Annotated in this window: 22 protein-coding genes; 10 read left to right on the top strand and 12 right to left on the bottom strand. The window is 71.2% G+C overall.

Features of this window, described 5'->3' with window-relative positions; genetic code table 11:
- The first annotated feature begins 33 nt into the window (after positions 1 to 33).
- Positions 34 to 1,554, top strand: a complete 1,521-nt coding sequence (locus tag HV826_RS06295; RefSeq protein ID WP_176416099.1) for a peptidase M3 — start codon at positions 34 to 36, stop codon at positions 1,552 to 1,554.
- Positions 1,555 to 1,572: 18 nt separating this feature from the next.
- Here HV826_RS06295 and HV826_RS06290 read toward each other — a convergent pair whose 3' ends face one another.
- Both HV826_RS06290 and HV826_RS06285 read right to left on the bottom strand, forming a co-directional pair.
- Positions 1,573 to 1,920 (bottom strand): hypothetical protein, encoded by a 348-nt coding sequence (locus HV826_RS06290; RefSeq protein ID WP_163787377.1) that lies wholly within the window; start codon positions 1,918 to 1,920, stop codon positions 1,573 to 1,575.
- Between the two features lie 224 nt (positions 1,921 to 2,144).
- The gene (locus HV826_RS06285; protein WP_176416098.1) at positions 2,145 to 3,179 is read right to left on the bottom strand and encodes a hypothetical protein; all 1,035 of its coding nucleotides are present in this window, start codon (positions 3,177 to 3,179) and stop codon (positions 2,145 to 2,147) included.
- A gap of 105 nt (positions 3,180 to 3,284) precedes the next feature.
- Here HV826_RS06285 and HV826_RS06280 point away from each other — a divergent pair, with 105 nt between their 5' ends.
- The 3 genes from HV826_RS06280 (at position 3,285) to HV826_RS06270 (ending at position 6,759) form a co-directional block, all read left to right on the top strand.
- Positions 3,285 to 4,160 carry a DUF2058 family protein gene (locus HV826_RS06280; RefSeq protein WP_176416097.1) on the top strand — a complete coding sequence of 292 codons (876 nt, stop codon included), beginning with the start codon at positions 3,285 to 3,287 and terminating at the stop codon, positions 4,158 to 4,160.
- A 138-nt stretch (positions 4,161 to 4,298) separates the two neighbouring features.
- On the top strand, positions 4,299 to 5,060 hold the full coding sequence (locus HV826_RS06275; RefSeq protein WP_176416096.1) for an SDR family NAD(P)-dependent oxidoreductase: 762 nt from the start codon (positions 4,299 to 4,301) through the stop codon (positions 5,058 to 5,060).
- A 139-nt stretch (positions 5,061 to 5,199) separates the two neighbouring features.
- Entirely contained in the window at positions 5,200 to 6,759 is a 1,560-nt protein-coding gene (locus tag HV826_RS06270) for a PQQ-binding-like beta-propeller repeat protein (RefSeq protein ID WP_368670849.1), read from the top strand.
- A 5-nt stretch (positions 6,760 to 6,764) separates the two neighbouring features.
- Here the strand turns inward: HV826_RS06270 and HV826_RS06265 are convergent, their stop codons facing one another.
- A complete protein-coding gene (locus tag HV826_RS06265) occupies positions 6,765 to 8,594 on the bottom strand; it encodes a methyl-accepting chemotaxis protein (RefSeq protein WP_176416094.1) in 1,830 nt (609 codons plus the stop codon).
- A 251-nt stretch (positions 8,595 to 8,845) separates the two neighbouring features.
- On the opposite strand from HV826_RS06265, the gene HV826_RS06260 reads away from it, so the two are divergent.
- Complete coding sequence (locus HV826_RS06260; protein WP_176416093.1) at positions 8,846 to 9,445, top strand: hypothetical protein; 600 nt, start codon at positions 8,846 to 8,848, stop codon at positions 9,443 to 9,445.
- A 6-nt stretch (positions 9,446 to 9,451) separates the two neighbouring features.
- On the opposite strand, the gene HV826_RS06255 is transcribed toward HV826_RS06260, so the two are convergent.
- Positions 9,452 to 10,195, bottom strand: a complete 744-nt coding sequence (locus HV826_RS06255; protein ID WP_176416092.1) for a PP2C family serine/threonine-protein phosphatase — start codon at positions 10,193 to 10,195, stop codon at positions 9,452 to 9,454.
- Positions 10,196 to 10,500: 305 nt separating this feature from the next.
- Here HV826_RS06255 and HV826_RS06250 point away from each other — a divergent pair, with 305 nt between their 5' ends.
- Entirely contained in the window at positions 10,501 to 11,610 is a 1,110-nt protein-coding gene (locus HV826_RS06250) for a hypothetical protein (protein WP_176416091.1), read from the top strand.
- A 5-nt stretch (positions 11,611 to 11,615) separates the two neighbouring features.
- On the opposite strand, the gene HV826_RS06245 is transcribed toward HV826_RS06250, so the two are convergent.
- The 3 genes from HV826_RS06245 to HV826_RS06235 all read right to left on the bottom strand — a co-directional run bounded on the left by HV826_RS06245 (position 11,616) and on the right by HV826_RS06235 (position 15,126).
- The gene (locus HV826_RS06245) at positions 11,616 to 12,908 is read right to left on the bottom strand and encodes a choice-of-anchor X domain-containing protein (RefSeq protein ID WP_176416090.1); all 1,293 of its coding nucleotides are present in this window, start codon (positions 12,906 to 12,908) and stop codon (positions 11,616 to 11,618) included.
- A 24-nt stretch (positions 12,909 to 12,932) separates the two neighbouring features.
- Positions 12,933 to 13,820 (bottom strand): hypothetical protein, encoded by an 888-nt coding sequence (locus tag HV826_RS06240; RefSeq protein WP_176416089.1) that lies wholly within the window; start codon positions 13,818 to 13,820, stop codon positions 12,933 to 12,935.
- 184 nt (positions 13,821 to 14,004) lie between these two features.
- Positions 14,005 to 15,126: an aminotransferase class I/II-fold pyridoxal phosphate-dependent enzyme gene (locus HV826_RS06235; protein ID WP_176416088.1), complete on the bottom strand. Its 1,122-nt coding sequence runs from the start codon at positions 15,124 to 15,126 to the stop codon at positions 14,005 to 14,007.
- A 112-nt stretch (positions 15,127 to 15,238) separates the two neighbouring features.
- Between HV826_RS06235 and HV826_RS06230 the strand changes: the two genes are divergently transcribed.
- Positions 15,239 to 15,712, top strand: coding sequence for a TlpA disulfide reductase family protein (locus HV826_RS06230; RefSeq protein WP_176416087.1), 474 nt, complete (start codon positions 15,239 to 15,241; stop codon positions 15,710 to 15,712).
- A gap of 15 nt (positions 15,713 to 15,727) precedes the next feature.
- Positions 15,728 to 16,774, top strand: coding sequence for an SDR family oxidoreductase (locus HV826_RS06225; protein WP_176416086.1), 1,047 nt, complete (start codon positions 15,728 to 15,730; stop codon positions 16,772 to 16,774).
- 3 nt (positions 16,775 to 16,777) lie between these two features.
- Here the strand turns inward: HV826_RS06225 and HV826_RS06220 are convergent, their stop codons facing one another.
- On the bottom strand, positions 16,778 to 17,875 hold the full coding sequence (locus HV826_RS06220; protein WP_255217063.1) for an MJ1255/VC2487 family glycosyltransferase: 1,098 nt from the start codon (positions 17,873 to 17,875) through the stop codon (positions 16,778 to 16,780).
- A gap of 69 nt (positions 17,876 to 17,944) precedes the next feature.
- Between HV826_RS06220 and HV826_RS06215 the strand changes: the two genes are divergently transcribed.
- Positions 17,945 to 18,253, top strand: coding sequence for a hypothetical protein (locus tag HV826_RS06215; protein WP_176416084.1), 309 nt, complete (start codon positions 17,945 to 17,947; stop codon positions 18,251 to 18,253).
- 138 nt (positions 18,254 to 18,391) lie between these two features.
- On the top strand, positions 18,392 to 19,297 hold the full coding sequence (locus HV826_RS06210) for a LysR family transcriptional regulator (RefSeq protein WP_176409296.1): 906 nt from the start codon (positions 18,392 to 18,394) through the stop codon (positions 19,295 to 19,297).
- A 3-nt stretch (positions 19,298 to 19,300) separates the two neighbouring features.
- On the opposite strand, the gene rsmB is transcribed toward HV826_RS06210, so the two are convergent.
- From rsmB to HV826_RS06190, 4 genes are read right to left on the bottom strand one after another with little or no spacing between them, the layout of a single operon-like run.
- Positions 19,301 to 20,617 carry a 16S rRNA (cytosine(967)-C(5))-methyltransferase RsmB gene (gene rsmB / locus HV826_RS06205; RefSeq protein ID WP_176416083.1) on the bottom strand — a complete coding sequence of 439 codons (1,317 nt, stop codon included), beginning with the start codon at positions 20,615 to 20,617 and terminating at the stop codon, positions 19,301 to 19,303.
- Positions 20,614 to 21,537, bottom strand: a complete 924-nt coding sequence (locus HV826_RS06200; RefSeq protein ID WP_176416082.1) for a type II 3-dehydroquinate dehydratase — start codon at positions 21,535 to 21,537, stop codon at positions 20,614 to 20,616. Before HV826_RS06200 ends, rsmB begins: the two co-directional genes overlap by 4 nt.
- A 20-nt stretch (positions 21,538 to 21,557) precedes the next feature.
- On the bottom strand, positions 21,558 to 22,496 hold the full coding sequence (gene fmt / locus HV826_RS06195) for a methionyl-tRNA formyltransferase (RefSeq protein ID WP_176416081.1): 939 nt from the start codon (positions 22,494 to 22,496) through the stop codon (positions 21,558 to 21,560).
- 29 nt (positions 22,497 to 22,525) lie between these two features.
- The gene (locus HV826_RS06190; RefSeq protein WP_255207896.1) at positions 22,526 to 23,107 is read right to left on the bottom strand and encodes a signal protein; all 582 of its coding nucleotides are present in this window, start codon (positions 23,105 to 23,107) and stop codon (positions 22,526 to 22,528) included.
- Positions 23,108 to 23,188: the final 81 nt, after the last annotated feature.

The raw sequence follows: 23,188 nt of genomic DNA, 5'->3' as shown, positions 1-23,188 counted from the left end.
CGCCGCCCGCTTCCTGTTACCTTCCGCGCCCCCATGGACCGTCCCCTGCACTCCGTCCGTACGCGGCTGGACGACTTCCTCGCCGAGCTCGCCACGCTGCACTACCGGCACGGCGCCGGGCTCGCGCTGGAGGTCTCCCCCAGCCAGCTCCTCGCCTCCTTCCCCGAGCTGTCGTCTCCGGACACCTTCGCCGCCGCCAACGAGGCGCTCGCCAAGGCCCAGTCGAAGAACGAGCCCCTCACCGTCCGCCGCATCCGGCTGGTGCGCGAGCTGGTGGCCTCGCACGTCGAGGACGCGCTCGCCGCCCGTCACGTGGAGGCCATTGCCTCGCTGGAGGCCCAGGCCCGGCTGATGGTGGACGACCAGACCTACGCCTTCGGCGAGGCGCTGGGCCGCATTCCCCACGAGCCCGCCCGAGGCCGCCGCGCCCTGCTGGAGCGCGCCACCGGCGAGTTCCTCTGGCAGCACCGCACCCGTTACGGCGACCGGCGCGACGCGGCCCTGCACACCGCGGAGCAGCTGGGCGCGAAGAGCTACGCCGCCCTGCGCCAGGACGTCACCGGCATCGACTTCGCAAGGCTGGCCGAGTCCGCCGCGAAGCTGCTCGCGCGCACGGAGGACGCCTACCGCGACGTGCTCGCCTACGTCCTCAAGAAGGTGGACCCGCTGCTGCGTCCGCTGCCCGGCGGAGAGGCCCGCAGGCATGACTTGCAGGCCGCGCTCCAGGCCCCGTGGATGGACGGCTTCTTCCGGCGCGAGGACGCCTTCCCCGCCGTGGCGCGCTGGCTGGGCGAGTGGGGCCTGACGCCCAACGCCGGAGGCCGCATCCGCATCGACGACGAGGCCCGGCCCGGCAAGTCACCGCGCCCCTTCGTCGCCGTGGTGCGCGTGCCGGAGGACATCCGCCTGGTGCTCCAGCCTCGCGGCGGCATCGACGGGCTGGCCGGCCTGCTCCATGAGATGGGCCACGCGCAGCACCGCGCCCACGTCTCCGACACGCTGCCCATGGAGCTGCGCCGGCTGGGCGACGCGTCCGTGACGGAGGCCCACGCCGCCGTCTTCGAGCGGCTGCTCCTGTCCCCCGAATGGCTCAAGCGCTACCTGGGACTGCCCACCCTGGCCGCGCGGGACACGGTGCGGCTGGCCGCCTTCCAGGCCCTCACGCTGCTGCGGCGTCACGCGGCCAGGTTGACCTACGAGCTGTCCCTGACGCAGCGGGGCGCCTCCACGGAACGCGCGGACGAATACGCCGACGGGCAGCGCCACGCGCTCTTCGTCGAGCCCCACCACGGCTTCTTCCTCCACGACGTGGACCCGCAGCTCTACGTGGCGCACTACCTGCGGTCCTGGGCCCTGGAGACCCAGCTCACCGCGCGCCTCACGGAGCGGTTCAACGAGGACTACTGGCGGAACCCCATGGCAGCCGCCTGGTTGAAGGGGCTGTACGCGCGTGGGGGCACTGACGATGCGGAAGGACTGGCCACGGAGACGTCGGGCACGCCGTTGGCGTTGCCCGAGGCCGGGGAGCGCCTCGTGGCCATCCTCAACCGCTAGGGGATACCCGCGAGACGACTACTTCTTCTTGCGGAGCGCCCGGACAATCTTGTCCTTGGTGGGGTTGGCGGCGGCATCCCGCGCGCGCGTGGCGGCGACGGGCTTGCTGCTGGCGGTGGCCACGGGCTTGGCACCCGCGCGAGCGCGCATCGCCTTCATCAGCTGCATCTCGATGAGGAGCAGCTCGTCGCCCAGCTCCTGGTTGTCACCGGCGGCACGGGGCAGCGGTGCACGGGTGCTGGAAGCGCCAGCACCGTGGCGCATGCGCAGAACCTTCTCCTCTTCGGCCGACAGCGTACGCGTCTTCTCCAGCGCCGCTTTGACCTCCTTGGCCGTCACCGTGCTACTTCCGACCTTGCGCTCCATCGCCGCTCCCTTGCTGTGAAGCCCCGCTGAACATCCGAGCATGTCGGACGCGTCCGGGCCGCAACCGTCGAGGATTCTAGAGGACGCAAGGGTCAGCGCAAATTTTCTTCCAACATCCCGCTGCCGGGATGTAGCGCCGACCCCTCCACCCCCGTCCGGGATACCCCGGAGTCCCGGCCAGCCGTTCACCGGGAAACAGCGCCCGAAAGGACGCCGGAACCCCGTCAGGTGCCCTCTTCGTCCTCGGGCTCCGGGGCCGCCGCCGGGCTGGCCTCGTCCGAGTCCGTGGGCTTCTTGCGCTGGATACCGAAGGTGTCGAGCGCGTCCGCGATGCCCTGGGGCTTGTCCGCGTCCGGGAGGAAGTCCTCGGGCGGCTGGAGCCGTGGGTCCTTGCCTACCTCGGAGAGGGCGGCCTCCAGCGTCAGGCGCAGCTCGGCCGCCTCGGGCGTCTTGTCCCCGGGCACGCCCATGCGCCCGTCCAGCCGGGCCTTGAGGACCACGGAGGTGGCGGAGTCCACCAGCACCTCGCCGTCCAGCGAGCGCGGCAGGCGGTGGGCGAAGAAGTTGGCCCGGCGGACCGTCGTCTCGTCCGCGCCGCCCTTCTTGACCTGCGGCATGGGCGGCAAGGGCCGGGACGCGTCCGCCTGGGCGGCGGGGGCCAGCGTCACCACGTAGCGCCAGGCCGTGCGGCCCTCATGGGTGACGGTGCCCTCGGGGGTCAGCTTGATGCGCCCCTGGAAGAGGCTGTCGAAGTCGCGGATGGCGCCTGTCAGCTCCGCGCGGGTGCGCTCGGCCATGCCGCGGTCGCGCAGGCGCTGGCGGAAGGGGCCGTACCGGTTGCGGGCGAACACCTGCCCCGCCACCCGCATCACCTCCAGGCCCTGGTCCCGGGAGTTCTCCAGCACGCCGTGGAAGTCCCCGCTGACCCCGCCCGGACCGGCGTGGAAGGTGCGCGTCTCGGTGAGCTTCACGGGGATGGAGGCCTCGGAGGTCCACTCGTACCCCAGCGTCGCCTGGTAGCGGTGGGGGCCCAGACGCTCGGTCACCTCGGCGGCGTCCATGCCCAGGATGCGGCGCGCCACCTGGGGGTTGTCCGCCACGTCCTCGGGGGGCAGATTCTCCTTCGCGGACGCCACCACCTTGGGCGGGTCCTCCGGCGAGAAGATGCGTGCCTTGGCCGCCTTGTCGACCGGGTCCGAGCAGCCGGCGGCGGCCAGCGCCACGGCGAGGGTGAAGGCGGACTTCTTCAGACGGCTCACGACTCCTCCGGGAGGGTACGACAGGGCCGGCAAGTTACGTGGGGCATACACGAGCGGCAAGCAGTGGCTTGCGTGCGGCCGTGCAAGGGATAGAACGCCCAACTCATGCAGAACCTGCGCGACAAGCTATTGAAGGCGGGCCTCGTCACCGAGGCAGAGGCCAAGAAGGTGGAGACGAAGCCCAGCCAGGCGGAAGCCCGGCGGCCCGGACCCCAGGAGGGCGGCCGTTCAGGCGGCAACCGTCCGCCTCCCCGCCGTGATGACAACCGGACACAAGGCGGCCCACCCCGAGGCGAGGGTGGAGGCCGTCCGAGTGGCGGCCGTGACGCCGGCCGTCGTGAGGGCGGCGGACGTCCCGGCGGCGGCTTCGGGGGCCCCCCCCGGCACGGCGGAGGTCCCCAGCACGGGCGGCCGGCCGCGGCGGCGCCGGAGCGGGCCATCCCCAAGCTGCCCCCCATGCCGGGCTCCAAGGCCTACCAGCGCGCCGAGTCCAAGCGGCAGGTGGAGCTGGACCGCGCCCTGCGCGAGCTGGTGCTGGGCTCCCAGGTGCCCGTCGAGGCGGGTGAGACGACGTTCTACTTCATGACCCGCAAGGGCAAGCTGCGCAGGCTGGAGCTGAGCCCGGCGCAGGCGAAGCAGCTCGAGGAGGGCGAGCTGGGCGTGGTGGAGCGCCCCGAGCCCGCGCAAATCGAGCACTCGCTGGTGCCTGCGTCGGCGGCGGAGCAGATGTTCGCGCTGTCGAAGAAGTCGGTGCGCTTCTTCAACCGCAAGGAGAACCCCGTCGGCTTCATGAACGACGAGGAGCTCAAGGCCCAGCAGGCCGCCGAGGCGGCGGGCACCGCGCCCGAGCTGTCCGACGAGCCCGAAGGCGCGTCCGAGGCCTCTGCCGAGCCCGAAGGCGCGTCCGAGGCCCCGGCCGAGACCGCGTCCGAAGCCCCGGCCGAGCCGAAGGCCAGCGGCGACGAAGCCCAGGACGGCTGAGCCGGACACCCGCGTCTTCCCACCCTCCTCTTCCCTCGTGGACCTGGGGAGGGTGGCGATGAGGCCCGTGGCGTTCAGCGCCACGCGGCCTTGGCGCGTCTTACTGCCAGCGTGAGGGCCCGGCGCTAGGCTGTCCTCATGACGACAACCTCCAAGACGGTGGTGGTAACGGGCGCCAGCCGCGGCATTGGCCGCGCGGTGGCGCTCGCTTTCGCGAAGGCGGGCCATGACGTGTGGGCCCTGGCGCGTTCGACGGAGGCGCTGGAGTCGCTCCGGCAGGAAGGCGGCGAGCGCATCCGGCCGCTCGCGGTGGACGTGGCCGACGAAGCGGCGCTGGTCGCCGCGAGCCAGCGCATCCTCGCCGAGGGGCCTCCTCGCGTGCTCGTGAACAACGCGGGAATCACCGTCTCCGCGCCCCTGACGAAGACGCGCACCGAGGACCTGGCCCGCGTCATGGCCGTCAACGTGACGGCGCCCTTCCTCCTCTGCCGCGAGCTGATGCCAGCCATGGCCCAGGCGGGCGGTGGACGCGTCATCAACATCGGCTCCATGGCCGCGGTGCGAGGCGTGAAGTACACGTCCGCGTATTGCGCGTCGAAGCATGCGCTGCTGGGCCTGACGCGCGCGCTCGCGGTGGAGTACGCGAAGAAGCAGGTCACGGTGAACATCGTGAATCCGGGCTGGGTGGAGACGGACATGTTCGCCGGCGCGACCTCGGCCATCAGCGCCTCCACGGGCCGCAGCGCGGAGCAGGCGCGCGAGGCCCTGGCGTCCATGAACGCCATGGGCCGCATCATCACGCCGGAGGAAGTCGCCGCCCTGTGCCTGTTCCTCGCGTCGGACGCGGCGGGCGGCATCACCGGCACGGCGTACGCCATCGACGGCGGCGAGCCAGGCTGAGACTTCACTCCCATTCCGCCTGACTGCCTGCCCGGCCGCCACCCGTGGCCGGGTGTGTTGCGCAGCGGGAATCCCATCCCCACTGTGGCTGGCCACCTCGGCGCCAGGCCGCGCGGTGGCCGGCAATCGGGAGGCGGGCGTGAGTGGACTGCGAAGCTTGGTGCTGGGCGCGTGTCTGTGGGTGGGCTGTTCGTCGTCCGTGGAGGACGGCGCGGCGCCCACCGTGGAGCCCCCCACGGAGGTGACGCCAACGCCCAGCCCCGGTGGGGAGCTGCCCGCTCCGCAGGCGCCCACGCCGGAGCCGCAGGTGCCGCCCCCGGCGACCTCAGCGGCGTGCTCCGGACCGGAGGGCACGGCGCGACTCGCGTGGAGCTACGACGCCGCGTGGAACCTCACGGTGGACTTCCGGGGGACCATGGACTCGGACGGGCACACCTACTGGACGGAGTGCGAGAGCAGCTATTGGGTGGACAAGGACCCGAGCCAATTGGCGTGTCAGCTCGTCTCCGTCACGGCTGAGGGGATTGAGCGCTACCGGCGCGACCTTCCGCCCCCTGGCGCCTGGGGCGTTCACACGGTGGCACAGGGACAGCTCTTCGTCACGGGCCGGCTCGCCCTGCTCTCAGCGCGGGACAGCGCCACCGGACAAGAGCGCTGGAGCGTGTCGCTGGGGGCCGTGAAGGACGAGGACCCGCGGGCGCACCATGCGCTTCGCATCGAATCGCTCGTGCTCAGCCCGCCCTATCTCGTTGCGCTGGTGCACGACACGTTTGGAGACGTGGGCGCAGAGGACCTGCTCGTCGCGGTGCACGCGGACACGGGCGCGGTGGCGTGGAGGGCGCCCGTGCCGCCCGTCCATGCTCCGCTGGTGGTGGATACGGAGGGCAGCGTCTATGGCGGCGCCTCGGACGTCCTGGAGCAGCGGACAGAGCTCTTCTCGTACGCGGCGGATGGGCACCTCCGCTGGCGGACGGAGCGCGCGGGCGTGCTCGAGCCCTCGGCCGTGGACGGCGGGACGTTGATGCTGGGCCGCGCGGAGCTGGCGGACGCGGCCACGGGAGCGCCCATCGCCACGCTGGCGACTGCTTCCGCGCAGTCCTTCTATTACTCGCTGGGCCGCTCCAGCTCGACCTACGGCCGCGCGGCGATGCAGGCGGACCGGCTCCTCGTCCTGCCAGACATGCGGTGCGCCAGCGAGGGCTGCCCCACCACCACGCATCCGGGTGGCACGTTCCTCTATGGGCTGGACCCCTCGAGCGGAGCGGTGCGCTGGCACCGGGCCGTGGGCACCTGGCCGATGTCACCGCTCCTCACCCAGCGTGGCTCGCTGCTGCTGGTGGACCGGCCGGTGGACGAGACGTGCGGCGAGCACGCCTGCGCCGGTGATGACGCCGCGTTCGGTTCGTTCCTGCGGGAGCTGGACCCGGATGGGAACGAGCTGTCCGCCTGCGCGCTGCTGGGAAAGGCGCCGTACATCACCCCGCCCGCGCTGCACCGGGGACGCGTGGTGCTGGGGGCCTGGACGAACTGGGATGCGAGCAATGACTGGACGCAGCGGATGAGCATCCGCGCCTTCGACCTGACGGCGCCCGATGAGCCTGCCTCCAGCGGCTGGGTGAGCGCGGGCGGCGGCAACGCGCGCTCGGGCCAGACGAAGCCCACGGGCGCGGCGGCGCAGGCGCGGGCCACCGGCCGATAAACGCGCTAGAGCTGGTACCGGCCGACGATGGCGCTCAGCTCGGCGGACGCCGCGGAGAGCTGGATGGCGGACTGCTCGCTCGCGGCCATCCGGTCGACAATCTGGTCCGCCAGGTCGGCCATCGAGCTGAGCGCGGCGAACAGCTCCGCGATGCCCGCGTCCTGCTGGCTCACGGCATCGGCGATGCTGCGCACCGTCTTGCCGTTGCTCTGGATGATGCCCGCCAGCGAGCGCAGGCTCTCGCCCGCCGCGCGCACCTGCTCCAGGCCACCTTCCACCTCGCGCGCCCCGCCCTCACTCGTGCTCACCGTCTGAGAGATGGCCCGGCCGATATCACTCAGGATGGACTGCACGCGCGTGGTCGCCCCCGCGGACTGGTCCGCCAGCGACCGCATCTGCCGTGCCACCACCGCGAAGGAGCGGCCCGAGTCACCGCTGCGCGCCGCCTCGATGGAGGCATTGAGCGCCAGCACGTTCGACTGGTCCGCCAGGTCCTTCACCGTGCGGGTGATGTCGCCCACCTGCCGCGTGCGCTGGTGCAGCTCCGCGACGGTGCGGCCAATCTGCTCCACGTGCGACCGGATGTGCGTAAGCCCGCCCACGCTTCCGGACACCGCGGCCTCGCCCGCCTCGCCAAAGCCACTGGCCTTGTCCGCCTCCTTCAGGATGACATCCACGCGCCGCGCCGCCGCGCGCGAGGCCTCCTGGAGCTGCTGCGCCGCCAGCTGCGTCTCATGCAGCGCCACCGCCTGCTGCGACACCGCCTCGTTCTGGACGGACGCGGACTCGGTGAGTTGGGTGGACGCTGTCTCGAGCTGCTCGGCCGAATGGCGCAGCGCCATCAACAGCTCGCGCAGCTGCGACATCAACTCCGAGAACGAACCGGCGAGCTGGCCAATCTCATCCTTCGAGCGCACCTCCAGCGCGCCCCGGAAGTCGCCCTCCGACACCACCCGCGTGGTGGCCACGGTCAGCTCACGCAGCGGCTCCATCATCCGCCGCACCAGCAGGAAGATGGCAGTGCCCGCCGCCGCCGTGACGATGATGCCCAGCAGCACCACGAGCAGCATCGACGCGCGGAACCGCTCCGCTTCCTTCCCGCCGTCACGCGTGAGCAGCAGCTCCACGCCCGCCCCCATCTCCACCCGGCGCAGCTGCAACGACACGCCCTTCACCGACACCTCGTCCGGCCGGCCCTTCCCCTCCAGCGCCGCGAGCAAGGCCTCGTCAGGCACCGCGCTCAGCGCGTGCGCCACCGGCTCCCCGCTCACGGTCAACACGCCCTCCACGCCGCGCTCGTCACGCAGCGCCTGGAGCTCCACCTCGCCCAGGGCCCGCCCCACCACCACGTACCCCACGGTGCGGCCCTCGGTCGTCGTCACGGGCTGCGCCACGGCCTGATAGGGCACCGCATCCACCAGGAGGATGCGCGCGCCGCCCTCCTTCACCAAAGCCTCCATCCCCGACAGCGCACCGGGTGGCGTGCCCACGCGCACGCCCGCCTCGGTGTCCACCGCGAGCAGCAGGTCCACGCCCAGGAGCGACTGCTGCCCACGCAGCGAGGGCTCGAGATGCTCCCCGACCCCGGGGCCGCTCGACAGCACTGTCCGCAAGGACGTGCTCGCCGCGGCGACCCGGGCCAGGGCCGTCAGCGATTTCACCTCCTGGGACAGGACGCGGCTCCACGCGGCTTCGTCTTGCGCCAGACGGGACGTGACGGCTTCGTGCGACCACGTCCGCAGCGACACGCCCGTGAGCGCGACGCTCAACGTGGAGAGACAGAGGATGACAAGAGAGAGCGCTGCGGTCAGGCGCGCGGCAAGGCTGTGCGTCATTCGCTACAAGGCCAGGGGATGGGCGGGGGGACCCAGTGGGGGGACGGCCAGCCTACCGCGATAGCGCCCTGCTGTTGAGCGAGGAACAACAGGTGGCAGGAATGACCCGGAGGCCTGTCTCGTGAGACACAAAGCGAGACCTACACCGAGGTCGTGCGCCTACGTCTTTGTCGTCGACACATGCGGGGTCAAAGACACTCACCCTGGCGTTGCATTGACGGGCGTGGAAGCGGCGCGGTTGCGTGCAGGGCATGCGCTCGCCCTCCATTCCAGCCGCCCTGGCCCTGCTTGCCCTCACGCCTGGCGGACTGCGCGCGGAGGAGGCCGCCGGAGAGGCACGCGCGAAGGCCGAGCCACCTCGCGCGGCGCGCAACTTCGGCAACCTGCGCGTGGGGGGCTCCACTGCGAACGGTAATGGCCGGCCGGAGCTGTGCCTGGAGTTGTCCCCCGTGGCCTTCCTGTCCCTGGAGAGCTGTGGCACCGGCAGTGGGTTCCTGCACGGCGACCCCGAGCCGGAGGTGGCGCACTTCCGCGCCAAGCTGCGGCTGGCCAGCTTCGACGTGGAGCGCTGGGGCACCTTCCAGCCCTTCCTCGCCGGGGGCTTCGCGGAGGCGCAGGTGGGCCGCGACGACCCAGGGTTCCAATTCAAGGGGACCGACCGGCGCCGCGTGGCCACGACGGGGCCCGAGGGGGGACTCGGGCTGCGCTTCCTCCACCCGCTGGCCGCGGGCTTCGAGCTGGTGGGCGACTTCAACTTCAGCCTGGCGTGGCTGCCCCACGCTCCCGAGCTCATCCAGCCCGCGAACACGTGGCTGCCCTCCGCCAGCCTCTCCTTCGGCGTTGGCTTCTGACGCGCCTCACGCCTCCGCGACGCGCAGCACCACCGCGGTGATGTTGTCCTTGCCGCCCGCCTCGTAGGCGTCCGCGACCAGCGCGTCACAGACGTCGCGCGCGGAGGACATCATCAGGCGCTTCATCAAGCCCTCCGTCCCCAGCGGCTCGTAGAGGCCGTCCGAACACAGCAGGAACACGTCGCCCGGCTCCGCCCACAGCCGCTGCACGGTGGGCTCCGCGTTCTCCGTGCCCAGCGCGCGGGTGATGAGGTGACGCAGGTTGCCCGAGCCTTTCGGCGGCTCCATGCCCGCGTCCCGGAGCTCCTCGATGAGCGAGTGGTCGCGCGTGAGCGGCTCCAGCTTGCCGGCACGCAGCCGGTACAGGCGGCTGTCGCCCACGTGCGCCACGGCCGCGCCGTGCTCGCTCACCGCCAACGCCACCACGGTGGACGCCATCTCCCGCAGCCGGCCCACGCGCTGCGCCTGGAGGTTGCGCTGCGCCAGCGCCGAGCACGCCGCCAGCAGGTTCTCTTCACGGCTGCGGCGCGGGTCCGGCACCGCGGGCCACGTCGAATCCCGGTCCTGTCCCAGGCGCAGGCCAAAGCCCACGAAGGTGTCCACGACACACCGGCTGGCGACTTCGCCCCCCTCTTGTCCGCCCAGCCCATCCGCCACGACGAACAGCCCCAGCTCCGGCGCGACGCAGAACGCATCCTCGTTGTGCTGCCGCCGACCGATGTGGGTCTGTCCCGCGCTGTCCATTCTCATGACTGCCTCCTCGGGCCTTCCACCAGCAAGTGGGAGGCCAGCGTCCTTCCCCCCGACGGACGCATGGAACGGATACTCCGGTTCTGGGGATTCCTGGGAAGGGAGTGCCACGGGGCCCTGACAACCACCCCTCACCCGTCCACTGGCAGACGCTGCAAGTGCCCTCCACCCGTCAACAGCCCCCAGAGCGTGGGGTCGCGACCCCACACCTCCGCCCGGCCCCCGGGCCCGTTCCCTGGCAACTTCTCCGGTGATGAGGCGACAATTCCGATGCGGCCCGGAGTGTGCGCCGCAGGGAGCCTTTGATGTCGTCCATCCGCCGCATCACCGCGAGCATCTCCAGCGCCATCTCCCGCGCCCGGCTCGACACGAACGTGGAGTCGGTGTCGCCGCTCACGCCCCGCGAGCCGCTGCAGCCGATTCCCGCGGTGCGGCGTGGCTATGCCGATGAGAGCGAGTTCCAGGCGGAGGTGGATGACCTGGACACGTCGCTCGCCGCGCATGCGCCGAGGCTGGCGGGTGTGGACGTGGACGCGCTGGACGCGGAGGCGCCCGAGCACCTGCGCGTGTTCGCTGGCGAGAGCTCCTTCGAAGCGGCCCCGCCGCGGTATTCGCAGCTGCTGGGCTCGCAGCTCCCCACCGCGCTCGGCGCGCCCCGTGAGTCCGTGAGTGGCGCGGCACACCGGCCGCCTTCCTTCCGAGGCGCCAGCACCCAGGACATGGGCAGTGACCTGCTCTCGCCGGAAGCCGCCGCGTGGGAGCTGCAGAACCGGGACACCTCCACCGCGCCCACGCCCATGGAAGCGGAGGACGTGCTGTTCATGCTGAATGGCCCCGGCGCCGCGGCCGACCTGGAGCCGCCGCTGGAGCTGGGACTCGAGGACATCTTCGAGGAGGCCCCGAGACTGCACGCCGCGGAAGACGCCCTCTTCACGGCTGGCGCCGATGACGCTTCGGCCGCCAGCTCCAGCGCGCCGGTGAACTTCGCGACCGAGGCCGCGGGCATCGACGCCGCGCCCGCCGACCTGACGACGGCCGCGGCCGGTGACGCGCGCGTGGATGATGCGCCCGCGGGCTTCGCGCTGGGCAGCGCCTACGCGGCCACCTACGGCCAGCAGTTCGCCGTGCGGCAGGCGCTGGACCCGGCCATCAGCCCCGCGGGCCCGGATGAGTTCCTCGCGGACCCGAATGACTTGGACCTGCTGCCACCGGAGGAGCCGTCCCTGGACGATGCCGCCGTGGCGGGCGTCCTGGGCTCCCTCTCCGCAAACCCCGCGGCGGCCAGCGCGCCGGTGGCCGCCACCTTCGCCGCACAGGGCGTGGAAGTGGTCGCGGAGGCGTTGGAGCCGGAGCTACGGCCCGAGGCGAACCCCGACGCCGCCGAGGCGCCGGCGCCCGAGAACCCGCGGGACTGAGCCACTCACGGCCTGGGCGGCGCGTCTTCCAGGCCGATGTCGTCGAGGTGCGCCTGCGCATCGATGACGTCCCGGTGCAGCTCGTCCAGATAGCGCCGCCGCTCCTCGCTCTGCCACTCCGCGGGGGAGAAGGACGCTGCGGGATAGTCATTCGTGGTGTGTACGTACCCGCGCAAGCTCGTCATCAGCTCCCGGTCCGGGTCCCCCCGCTCCTTGAGGAGGAAGCCCTCCACGTCGCGCAGCTTCAGGGGGAAGGTGGGCACTTCGTCCAGCACCAGGTTGCCGGCGATGGTGAGCTTCACCTCCTGCTCGCCGCGCGTCAGCTCCTCGTTGAAGGACACGTGCGCGAAGGGCATGCCGCTCTCGTCATCCACGCGGCCCGCCACCACGTACCGTCCGGCCTTCTGGACCTGAATCCCCAGGTAGAGCTGAAGCGAGCCTTGCTCCAGCACCTCCCGCACCCGGCCGGTGAAGAGCGCCGGAGGCGACGGCGTGTACATGATGTCGAAGAACGCGGTGCCCTCCGCGCCCCCCGAGCGCACCTGCACGTCCACGCGCAGCGTGCCTGAATAGATGGGGAACCCCTGCTTCGACGGCTGGAAGCGCCCGGTGAAGGTGCCGTCTCCGGAGAGCGCGTCGCCCGCGGCGCCGTCGTCGGAGAAGAGGAGGGGGACCGCCGGCATGCCACCCGCGCCGGGCATGTGCTCGGCCTCGTGCGCGGAGGCGGACACCACCTGACAGGGCCTGGGCACGCGGTGCGCGTCCTCGCAGCCGACGAAGAAGTGCACCACCTCGTCGCCGACGACGAAGACGCGGTCCTGCTTCAGCCGGAGCTGGATGTCGGAGCCGTCCTTGTTCAGCGGGCGCGTGCGCTCCGGCTCAGCCATCTCCATCTGGTCCGGGTGCTCACTGGCGGGACGCGACTCCGGCGGATAGCGCGTCGCCTTCATGTACGACTCCAGCGTCTGCTTCGCGCGCGCCAGCCGCTGCTCCCACAGCTGGCGCCGCGCGGCCCGCTCCGCTTCCTCCGGCCCGCGAGCCGGGTCCTGCACGGCCACGCCCGGCACGCTCCCCGCCGGCGGGCCCATGCCGCCTCCCGACTTCCGCGGCGCCGGGCCGGGCATCGCGGACAGCGAGGACGACTGCCACGCGCCGTCCTCGCCAGAGGGCTCCGAGCCGGCACCTGCGTCCATCCACCACCACCCCATGCCCCCCAGCACCAGCGGGATGAGGGGAATGGCCCACAAGGCGCGGCGCGCACGGGACGCGGGAACGGAGACGGTGCCAGTCGGAGTCATGTCGCTTCTTGCGGTGGAAGGGGCTCAGTACGCGTAGGTGACCACGTCCTGGCGAACCGGAGCGATGATGCCACCCCAGTTGCCTCCGGCGTAGTGGTTGTACGCCTCACCGTCGTCGCGCAGCTCCAGCGTGTGGAAGCTCCACTTCGCGCGCCCGTCGCTGCTCGCGGCCGTGCCCAGGTTCAGGGTGGCGCCGCAGAACCAGTCGCCGCCGTTGCACTGCGAGCTGCCCGCGCTGCCCGACACGCCGCCCGTCGAGTGGTACGCCACCGCCTCATCGTCCTGGCCCGGGAGCACGAAGGAGTACAGCGTGCCCTTGGCGGCCGCGAACATGTAGAACCACACGTTGCGCGTGGTGTTGTGGTTGTACATGGAGCGCGCGGTGGTGGTGCGCAAGTCACTCACCAGCGGCTCGTTCACCGCCCACTCGCCGATGTCGGCCAGCTCGCTGCCGCCACCCGCGCCCGAGGCGACGTTCACCCAGCGGATGTTCCAGCCCGTCTGCGTCGCGCCGCCGCTGGCGTTGCCACACACGCCGCTGGCGTTGGGCGAGGCGTTCTTCACCTGACGCACCGAGCCGCCGTACATCGACAGCGCGTAGCCAATCTGGAGGTTCCCCGCGCTGTGCGCGGCGACGTAGCACCAGTTGCTGCCGGTGCAGAAGCAGTCCAGCGCGTCGCGGATGCGGTAGTTCTGCGAGCCGATGCGCTCACGGCCGTCCCAGTTGACGGCCTTCTTGTTCACGCCCGCCGCGACGCTCGCCGAACCCCAATAGCTGAAATCGTTGTAGTTGCCGGCCTGCGTCGTGCCGCCGTTGCGGCCATGAATCCACAGCGTGTAGTTGGCCGCGGCGGCCTCCGTGCCCGCCAGCATCGTCGCGGCGACAATGACCGTACCGATGAGATTCTTCATGTTGAGCGCCTCCAGCGCTGTGTAGGGGGTGCCAACCCGGCGGGGGACCAGGCGGCGGGGCGTACTGTAGAGGCGCGGTGTGTAAAAGGTCGAGATCACGGAAATCTAGAAGTGCGCGCGAGAACTGACGCAACGCATCACCCCTGTGGATTCCCGCAGGTAGGTGACATTCGAGACGGCCGCGTCAACGCGATGTGTCAGCCACGTAGCGCTCCAGTCGTTCCAGCGCGTCGGGCAGGTTCGTGCGGCCCAGGCCCAGGCGGAAGTGGTTGCCGGGGAAGTCGTAGACGTCCCCGGGCAGCAGCAGCACGCCTTCGCGCTCGCGCAAGTCCTCGGTGAAGCGGGCCACGGGCGTCTCGCGCAGCAGCCTGGGGAAGGCCACGCTGCCCGCGCGCGGGCGCACCCACTGGAAGGTGTCCGGGTGCCGCGCGAAGAAGCCATCCAACAGGGCGAGGTTCGCCGCGAGCAATTCCCGGCTGCGCGCCAGCACCCGCGCCTTCGCGCGCAGCGCGATGAGTGCCAGCACCTCGCTGGGCGCGCTGTTGCAGATGGTGGTGTAGTCCTTGTAGGCCGCGCAGCGCCGCAAGAGCTCCACGTCACGGCAGGCCAGCCACCCCACGCGCAGCCCCGCCAGTCCAAAGGCCTTGGACATCACCCCCAGGCTGATGCCGTGCGGCGTGTGGCTGGCAGCGGGCGGCAGCGTGTCGCGTGCGTCGTACTCCAGCAGCCGGTACACCTCGTCGGACAGCAGGTGGATGCCACGCTCGCGCGACAGCTCGCACAGCGCGTCGAAGGTGGCCCGGTCCAACAACGCGCCCGTGGGGTTGTGGGGGAAGTTCACCACCAGCAGCCGCGTCTGGGGCGTCAGCGCGCGACGCAGCGCCTCCAGGTCCAGCGCCCAGCCGTCCTCCTCGCGCAGGCGCAGCAGCGTCACGTCCGCGCCGGTGGCGCGCGCCACCTCGTGCAGGGACTGGTAGCCCGGCCAGGTGACGACGGCGTGGTCCCCGGGGCCCAGCAACACGTTGACCAGGACGAAGAGCGCCTCCTCCGCGCCGGCGAAGGTGAGCACCTGCTCCGCAGAGAGCCCCGGGTACAGCGCGGCAAGCTCCTCGCGCAGCGCGGGCAGGCCGGTGGACTCGGTGTAGCCCAGCGTCAGCCCCTCCCAGCGGGCCCGCTCGTCCGGGCCGGCGAGCGCCAGCAAGTCGCCCATCCTCCAGCCCTCGATGTCCGAGGAACACAGCAGGTACGGCGCCGCGAACTCCCAGCGCGCGAAGTACCGCTCCAGCTTGAAGTCGGGGATGCGCATGCCCTGAGTGTCTGCCTGCTTCGCGGCCTGCCGTCCAGCGCCGCCCGGAGGCGGCCACGCGTGCCTAGCTTGAGTCGCGTCCTCTCCGAACCCAGGCCTCGTTGGAGCCCCTATGCCCACGCTCGACATTCCCATCACCCTGCTGGACCCGGATGGGGGGTGGATCAACATGCCCGTCCATGTCTCGGAGCTGGATGAGGTTCCCGTCCTCCTCCACTTCTTCACCGTCAGGCAGCGCGGCGTTGACGAGGACATCGACGCGGTGAAGCGCACCCTCGCGGAGCACGGTTCGCGCGGGCTGAAGGTCATCAGCGTGGACGTCACCCACTCCGACAAGGAGCTGCGGGACACCAACGCGGTGGAGGCCTTCGCGCGAAAGCACGGGCTCTACCACTCCATCGCCGTGGACGACGGCTCCATGGCGCGGGCCTATGACGTGACGGACACGCCCGCGTGGCTGGTGTTCGACGCGGACTCCGGCCGGCTGCGCCACCACTTCTCCGGCCGGAACGCGTCCCACCACGCGCGGCAGGTGCTGGAGCGCTTCGTCCAGGCCAGCGCCGCGGCCCCCTCTCCCGCCCCCTGACTCCAGGAGCCCACCATGCCAGCTCGCCGCAAGGATTCTGACTCGTCCCGTTTCTCGCTCGGCACCATGGCCGCGGCCAGCATCGGCGCGGCGCTGGGCCTGCGCCGCATCCTCCGCTCCCGCATCCAGTTCAAGGACTGCACCGTCCTCATCACCGGCGGCTCGCGCGGCCTGGGGCTGGTGCTGGCGCGCCAGCTCGTGAAGGAAGAGGCCCGGGTGGCCATCTGCGGCCGGGACGAGCAGACGCTGGCGTGGGCCCGCGAGGAGCTGGAGCGCGCCGGCGGCGACGTCTACGCCATCCCCTGCGACGTGAGAGACCCCGTGCAGGTGGAGGCCATGGTCTCCACCATCCACGAGCGCTGGGGCACCGTGGACGTGCTCATCAACAACGCCGGCGTCATCCAGGTGGGGCCGCTGGAGTCCATGACGCTGGAGGACTTCGAGGAGGCCATGGACACGCACCTGTGGGCGGCGCTGTACACCACGCTGGCCGTGCTGCCGGAGATGAAGCGGCGCGGGAAGGGGCGCATCGTCAACATCGCCTCCGTGGGCGGCAAGGTGAGCATCCCCCACCTGGTGCCGTATTCGGCCAGCAAGTTCGCGCTGGTGGGCCTGTCGGACGGCCTGCGCGCGGAGCTGCGCCAGGACGGCATCCTCGTCACCACGGTGTGCCCGGGGCTGATGCGCACGGGCAGCCCGCGCAACGCCTACTTCAAGGGCAACCACGAGGCGGAGTACGCGTGGTTCGCCACCGGGGACTCACTGCCCATCGCCTCGATGAGCGCCGAGCAGTCCGCGCGCGCGATTCTGGACGCGTGCCGGCGGGGCGACGCCGAGGCGGTGCTGGGCGCACCGGCGAAGCTGGCCGCCGTGGGCCGCGCGCTGGCGCCCAACCTGACGGCCGCCCTCACCGCCTGGGCCAACCGCTTCATGCCCCAGGACAGCAGCCAGGACCGCTACACCGGCAGCCAGAGCGAGACGCCGCTGACCCAGTCCTGGCTCACCGAGCTGACGCGGCGCGCGGCCGAGCGCAACAACGAGACCGGGGTGCCGCTGCACTGACGGTCAGTCCCGCGCCAACTCCATGGCCCAGTGGCCGCGGTGCTCGTAGGCCAGGGCCAGCTGCTCGCGCAGGGCGGCCAGCATCCGCGTGTTGCCGTCCTGCTCGTAGCCCTGGAGCGCCTGCTGGCAGCGGGGCACGCGCGCCAGGAACTCCTTCACCGCGTCCACCGTCAGCGCCTTCACGTACATGCCGTACCCGAGCCGCTCCAGGTACAGCGCGTTGATGACCTGCTCGAACTGGCCCACCAGCGGCACGCTGAGCACTGGCTTGCGCAGGTACACCGCCTCGCTCATCAGCGTGTAGCCGCCGCTGGCCACCACGCCCCGCGCGGTGCGCAGGTCGTCGATGAAGCCCTGCTCACTGAAGGGCCGGTACGTGAGGTTGCCATCCACCAGGTCCTCGGTGAGGTCGCGGCGCAGCCCGTACACGCGGCAGGGGATGCCCGCGGCCTTGAGGATGTCCGGCAGCGCCGTGTTCGTCGTCGACGTCTGGTACACGAGCAGGTGCTCGCCGGGCTCGGACTTCGCCTCCAGGATTTCAGGGCGCAGAATCGACGGGGCCAGCGTGGTGCGCCGCTTGCGGAGCTCCGGGTAGAAGAACGTCGTGACGAGGTAGTGGAAGGCCCCCGGCAGCTTCGCCTTCACGATGGCGCGCGACGTCTCGTAGCTGTCCTCGTGGCCCGCCAGCAGCGCCGGCTCGTGCTTGCACCGGTTGATGACCTGCATGTTGTCCACGCTGATGACGGGCAGCCGGTGGTTGCGGGCGAACATGTAGCTGAACGACTCGAAGTCGCTCACCACCACGTCCGGGCGGAAGTCGTCCACCAGCTCGAAGTACTGGCGGATGTTCTGCGGCCAGCCCTTCACGGCGCCCGTGAGGTTCTGCAGCACCGTCTGCCACTTCTTCACCGAGTTGCCCTCGTACGCGAGCGTCAGCCCCCAGATGCCGTGCACGTTCTGGAAGCGCCTGGCCAGGTAGTCCTGGGCCCGGCCGGAGACGACGATGTGGACCTCGTGCTCCTTCGTCAGCGCCTCGAGGAGGACGCGGGAGCGCGTCGCATGGCCCATGCCTTCGCCGACGACACCGTAGAGGATTCGCATGCCCGGCAGCATACGCGCCCGCCACGCCCCCGTTGAGCCCGCCCCACCCTCGCGGCTATAGCTGCCCGCATGCCCTCCTCTCCGGAGCCCTCTTCTCCCCAGCGGCCGTCCCTGGGCCGCTCCGCGGCGACGGGCCTGTCGGGCGGCCTGCTCCTGGGCGGCCTGGGCCTGCTCGCCGTGGGCTTGAGCAACAGCTTCACCGCCACGGGCTGCGCGGGCCTCACCAGCGCCGAATGCAACCTGCTGACGGACGCCACCCGGGAGGTCGGGCGCACGCAGCTGCTCGCCGGGGGCGCCCTCACCGCGCTCGCCGCCTCCCTCTTCGTCCTGCTCCGCCCGCGTCCCCCCACCCCGCCCGAGGGGCCAGAGGCCTCCTGAGCCCCCCTCGCGCAATCCCCCTGTCGTCCGATGAGCGGCCGGTGGGAGCCCTGGCGGGTTAGGCAGTTTGCCGGCGAAGGAAAGACATTCTAATTAACGCTGGCCTAATCATTGGGTTTGAGGGTAGGAGACGGCCTTATGCAGCTCGAATCCTTGAAGATGTTCTGCGACGTGGTCGAGACAGGCTCCTTCTCCCGCGCCGCGCAGCTCAACCACGTCACGCAATCGGCGGTGAGCCAGCAGATTCGCGCGCTGGAGAACCGGTACGAGCAGAAGCTGCTGTCGCGCAGCGCGCGGCAGGTGACGCCGACGCCGGCCGGGGAGCGGCTGTTCCGTGGGTGCAAGGAAATCCTCGCCCGCTTCTCCGAGGTGGAGCAGGAGATTCGCGAGCAGGCCACCGAGGTGGCGGGCACCACCACGGTCTCCACCATCTATTCGGTGGGGCTGCACGAGCTGAACGCCGTGCAGAAGCAGCTGCTCAAGTCGCACCCCAAGGTGAACATGCGCCTGAACTACCGGCGCAACGACCAGGTGTACGACGACGTGATTCTGGGCGCGGCGGAGATTGGCATCGTCGCCTATCCGCAGCCCCGCGCCGGCGTGGACATCCTCTCCTTCCGCGACGACAAGCTGGCCGTCGTGTGTGCCCCCGGCCACCCCTTCGCCACGAAGCAGAAGGTGAGCCTCACCGCGCTGACGGGGGTGCCCTTCATCGCGTTCGACCGAGAGGCGCCCACGCGCAAGGCGTTGGATCGGCTCTTCCGCGAGAAGAACATCGACATCACCCCGGTGATGGAGATGGACAACGTGGAGACCATCAAGCGGGCGGTGGAGATGGGCCTGGGCGTGGCCATCCTCCCCATGGCCACGGCCCTGGGCGAGGTGAAGGGCGGCTCCCTGGTGGCCAAGCCCTTCGCGGAGGGGCCGGTGTCGCGCCCCATTGGCCTGCTCATCCGCAAGGGCAAGTACCTGGACCGCGCGTCCGCCGCGGTGTTGGAGGCGTTCAAGGCCGCCGCCAACCTGCCGCACGCCGACGACGACTGAGCGTCAGTAGAGCTTCCGGAGGCGCGCGGCGAAGAACCCGTCGAAGCCCTCCACGCCTGGCAGCGTGCGCAGGTACGCCTGGGACATCGGCAGCTTGAGGCCGGGCAGCACGGGCGGCTCGGCCGTCCACTCCGGGTGGCTGCGCAGGAACATCTCCACCTGGTCCTGCCCCTCCTGCGGCTCCATGGTGCACACCGCGTACACCAGCAGGCCCCCGGGCGGCACCGCCTCCTGGCAGTTCTCCGGGATGCGCCGCTGGAGCGTGGCCAGCCGGGAGATGTCCTCCTCCTTGCGGCGGTAGCGCAGCTCCGGGTGGCGGCGCAGCGTGCCCAGCCCCGAGCACGGCGCATCCACCAGGACCGCGTGGAACTCCCCCCACGCCTCCGGGAAGGGCTCCGCGGCGTCGTGCGCGTAGGCCTTCAGGCGCGGCTGCACGCCCAGGCGCCGGGCCTCCGCTTCAATCTTCCGCAGCTTGTGCGCGTGGAGGTCCACCGCCACCACGTCGTGTGACTGCGCCTGGTGGCAGGACTTGCCGCCCGGCGCGGCGCACGCGTCCAGCACGCGCGCCGTCTCCGGAATCGCCCCGTAGACGCCCACGAGCTGCGCGGCCTCGTCCTGCACCTGCCACAGCCCCTCCGCGTAGCCGTACACGTCCTCCACGCGGCCCACGGACGGCAGGGTGATGCCCACCGGCGATATCGAGGTGGCCTTCGCGTCCACGCCCAGCTCCTGGAGCTGGGCGAGCAGCGCGTCGCGCGTCACCTTCGCGGTGTTGGCGCGCACCACCACCGCGGGGGACTGGTTGTCGGCCACCAGCATGGCCTCGGCGCGCTCGCGGCCGAACTGGCGCAGCCAGCGCTCCACCAGCCACTGGGGATGGCTCTCCCGCACGGACAGGTGCAGCGCCACGTCGGACGCGGAGGGCAGCGGCGGCGCGGGCAGGGCCGCCAGCTTGCGGAGGATGGCGTTGGTGAAGCCCGCCGCGCGCGACAGCCCCACTTCCTTCAGGGCCTGCACCGTCTCCGCCACCGCGGCGCGGGCTGGCACGCGGGTGTGGAATATCTGGTAGGCGCCGATGCGCAAGGCCGCCAGCACCTTGTCCTCCAGCGCGTCCAGCTTGCGGTCGGCGAAGCGGGTAATCGCGTAGTCCAGCGCGAGCTGCCGCCGGGTGGCGCCGTAGGCCAGCTCGGTGACGAGCGCCGCGTCGCGCGGGTCCTTCGGCGGTGATTCGGACAGCTGCGTGTCCAGCACGAGGTTGAGGTAGGCGTCCGTCGCGCGGACACGCGAGAGGACCTGGATGGCGAGTGCGCGGGCGTTCATCCTTCGTCGAGCCGGGTCAAGAGGTCCACGAGCTGCTCATCCGAGAGCCGCGTCGCGGGCAGGTTGGAGAGGGTGAGGCTCTGGAGGCTGTCCTCCAGCAGCGCGCGGTGGCCATGCTCCGCGGGAGCGCCACGCTGCACCGCCTGATACTGGGAACGGGCCCAGGCGGCCAGCTCGGCGGCGGAGAGCCTTCCCGAAAGCCGGTCTGAAATCTTCTGACGCACCAGCGCGCGCGTGAGCAGGTCCGCCGCGGGGGTGAGCCCCTTGCCGCCGCCGCGCCCCAGCGTCTTCGCCTGACGGGCCGCGCGCAGGTCCTCCACGGGCGCCAGCTTGCGGCCCAGCGTCTTCGTGGGCCCCGCCGTCTTCACCGCGCGGGCCAGGGACTTCGCCGTCTCCGACGAGCCGTCCTTGCGCGCGGCGCGCTTGAGCACGGTGATGGGGGTGACCTTCGCGCCCTTGGTGGGGCTCCCCTTCTTCTTTCCCAGGAGCTTCTTCGACTCCGGCTTCTCCGTCGTGAAGACGCCGCTGCCGAAGGTCTCCAGGGCCTGCAGGTAGGGCTCGAAGCCGGGCCCGCCGTGAATCTGGAGCACGCAGGCCTCCCCCACCACGGATTCGCGGGCCGGGGGCTTGAGCAGCACCTCGATGGCGGGCAGCCCGGCGGCCTCCAGCCCCTCCTTGAGGCAGTAGGAGCCGAACAGCCCGGCCGGGTTGATGATGATGCCGTCCAGCGCCTCCAGCTCCGCGCCGAGCGCGTCCAGCAGGTCGCCTTCGTGGTTGGACTGCACCACCGTCAGCTCCTGCCCCAGCTCCTCCGCCCGCGCGTGCATCGCCGCGTCCAGGTCTTCCAGCCGCCCCCCGGACGAGCCATCCCGCACGCCCAGCAGGTTCAGGTTGGGTCCGTGCAGTACCAGCAGTCTCATGGCCATCACCCGTTCTCCCGTCAGCCCGCGACGAAGGGCTGGCTGCCCGGCGCCAGCTTGTGCCCCTGCAGGAAGTCCGCGGCGCGCATCACCCGCTTGCCTTCCGGCTGGAGGTCCAGCAGCACCAGCGAGCCCTCGCCGCATGCCACCTCGATGCCGTCCGGGCCGGACGCCAGCACCGTGCCGGGAGCCCCACTACCACCCCTGGCCTGCGCGCGGTGGACCTTCAGCAGCTTTCCACCCAGCGTGGTGAAGGCCCCGGGCCACGGCGTGAAGGCCCGCAGGCGCCGCTCCAGCTCCGCCGCGGGCTTCGTGAAATCCAACCGGCCCTGGTCCTTCTCGATGATGGGGGCCAGCACCATGCCCTCGGAAGGCTGCGGCACCGGCTTCAGCTCCCCGCTCAGGTAGGCCGGCAGGAACTCGCGCAGCACCTCACCGCCCAGCGCGGCCAGCTTCGGATACAGCGAGGCGCTCGTCTCGTCCGGGGCAATGGCCAGGCGCTTCATCGCCAGCACCGGACCGGTGTCCAGGCCTTCATCCATCACCATCAGCGACACGCCCGTCTCCGTGTCGCCATGGGCAATGGCCCACTGGATGGGCGCCGCGCCCCGGAAGCGCGGCAGCAGCGAGCCGTGCACGTTGACGCAGCCGTGGGTGGGCAGCGCCAGCAAGTCCTTGGGGAGGATGCGGCCATAGGCCGTCACCACGCAGACGTCGGGCGCGTACTGGCGCAGCGCCTCCGCGAAGGGCGGCGTGCGCAGCTTGGCGGGCTGGAGCACGGGGACGCCGCGCGACAGGGCCAGCTCCTTCACCGGCGGCGCCGTCACCGTGTTGCCGCGGCCCTTCGGCTTGTCGGGCTGGGTGACGACGGCCACCACGTCTCCCAGCTCGAAGCAGGCGGCCAGTGAGGACACCGCGAACTCAGGGGTGCCCATGAAAACGATGCGGGGTCTACTCATGGTGTCGCGCTTCTCCTGCGCCGGGCGACTCAGGCCACGGACTTGAAGGTGCTCCCGGTGGGAGTGTCCACCGCCTGACGCTTGCGCGTGTGCAGGGCGCTCAGGGTGCCCAGCGCCTCCAGGGCCTCGGGCGTGGTGGCCACCGGCCGCAGGGCCTCCAGCACGGTCTCCAGCGCGTAGGCCTCATCCGCCTCACGCTCCCGGATGCGCGTCACCGCGTCGGTGAAGCGGTCGAAGAACTGCTTGAGCTCGTCCCCGCGCCGCAGCGGTCTCATCCGGGGATAGCGGCCGGCCGCCAGCGACGCCACGTACAGGCTCATGACGTGGACGGGACCCGCCACCCGGTGGGTGAAGACGAGGCCGAAGAGGCCCATCGCCACCGCCGTGCCCAGCGCGCCCACCGCCGTCAGCCACAGCAGCGTCTGCCCGCCGTCCAGCCCCTGGGCCGTGGACGACACGTGGACGCGGTGCGCCAACAGCCCGAACACGAGGATGCTGCCGGCGCCAATCCCCGCCAGCAGCAGGATGTATTTGAGCTGGAAGGGCCGGTCCAGGATGTACGTCCGGCGGACGTGGCTCGGGCGCACCGTCTTTTGATTCCCATCGGACATGTCGTTGACCAGCGTACCCCAGGTGCCGGGGGCGGTTTGCTTCCTTCCTCTCGCGAGGTTTACACGGAAGACAGGACAACC

Source organism: Myxococcus sp. AM010 (assembly GCF_013372585.1).
GTDB classification, from domain to species: Bacteria; Myxococcota; Myxococcia; order Myxococcales; family Myxococcaceae; genus Myxococcus; species Myxococcus vastator.
Note: the sequence above shows the minus strand (reverse complement) of the source record. Positions and strands in the feature narration are given on the sequence as shown.

Bases quoted from the DNA above. Each gene is read 5' to 3' on its own strand.
- HV826_RS06295 (WP_176416099.1), top strand. From the start codon at position 34: ATGGACCGTCCCCTGCACTCCGTCCGTACGCGGCTGGACGACTTCCTC.
- HV826_RS06290 (WP_163787377.1), bottom strand. From the start codon at position 1,920: ATGGAGCGCAAGGTCGGAAGTAGCACGGTGACGGCCAAGGAGGTCAAA.
- HV826_RS06280 (WP_176416097.1), top strand. From the start codon at position 3,285: ATGCAGAACCTGCGCGACAAGCTATTGAAGGCGGGCCTCGTCACCGAG.
- HV826_RS06275 (WP_176416096.1), top strand. From the start codon at position 4,299: ATGACGACAACCTCCAAGACGGTGGTGGTAACGGGCGCCAGCCGCGGC.
- HV826_RS06265 (WP_176416094.1), bottom strand. From the start codon at position 8,594: ATGACGCACAGCCTTGCCGCGCGCCTGACCGCAGCGCTCTCTCTTGTC.
- HV826_RS06260 (WP_176416093.1), top strand. From the start codon at position 8,846: ATGCGCTCGCCCTCCATTCCAGCCGCCCTGGCCCTGCTTGCCCTCACG.
- HV826_RS06255 (WP_176416092.1), bottom strand. From the start codon at position 10,195: ATGAGAATGGACAGCGCGGGACAGACCCACATCGGTCGGCGGCAGCAC.
- HV826_RS06250 (WP_176416091.1), top strand. From the start codon at position 10,501: ATGTCGTCCATCCGCCGCATCACCGCGAGCATCTCCAGCGCCATCTCC.
- HV826_RS06245 (WP_176416090.1), bottom strand. From the start codon at position 12,908: ATGACTCCGACTGGCACCGTCTCCGTTCCCGCGTCCCGTGCGCGCCGC.
- HV826_RS06240 (WP_176416089.1), bottom strand. From the start codon at position 13,820: ATGAAGAATCTCATCGGTACGGTCATTGTCGCCGCGACGATGCTGGCG.
- HV826_RS06235 (WP_176416088.1), bottom strand. From the start codon at position 15,126: ATGCGCATCCCCGACTTCAAGCTGGAGCGGTACTTCGCGCGCTGGGAG.
- HV826_RS06230 (WP_176416087.1), top strand. From the start codon at position 15,239: ATGCCCACGCTCGACATTCCCATCACCCTGCTGGACCCGGATGGGGGG.
- HV826_RS06225 (WP_176416086.1), top strand. From the start codon at position 15,728: ATGCCAGCTCGCCGCAAGGATTCTGACTCGTCCCGTTTCTCGCTCGGC.
- HV826_RS06220 (WP_255217063.1), bottom strand. From the start codon at position 17,875: ATGCGAATCCTCTACGGTGTCGTCGGCGAAGGCATGGGCCATGCGACG.
- HV826_RS06215 (WP_176416084.1), top strand. From the start codon at position 17,945: ATGCCCTCCTCTCCGGAGCCCTCTTCTCCCCAGCGGCCGTCCCTGGGC.
- HV826_RS06210 (WP_176409296.1), top strand. From the start codon at position 18,392: ATGCAGCTCGAATCCTTGAAGATGTTCTGCGACGTGGTCGAGACAGGC.
- rsmB (WP_176416083.1), bottom strand. From the start codon at position 20,617: ATGAACGCCCGCGCACTCGCCATCCAGGTCCTCTCGCGTGTCCGCGCG.
- HV826_RS06200 (WP_176416082.1), bottom strand. From the start codon at position 21,537: ATGAGACTGCTGGTACTGCACGGACCCAACCTGAACCTGCTGGGCGTG.
- fmt (WP_176416081.1), bottom strand. From the start codon at position 22,496: ATGAGTAGACCCCGCATCGTTTTCATGGGCACCCCTGAGTTCGCGGTG.
- HV826_RS06190 (WP_255207896.1), bottom strand. From the start codon at position 23,107: ATGTCCGATGGGAATCAAAAGACGGTGCGCCCGAGCCACGTCCGCCGG.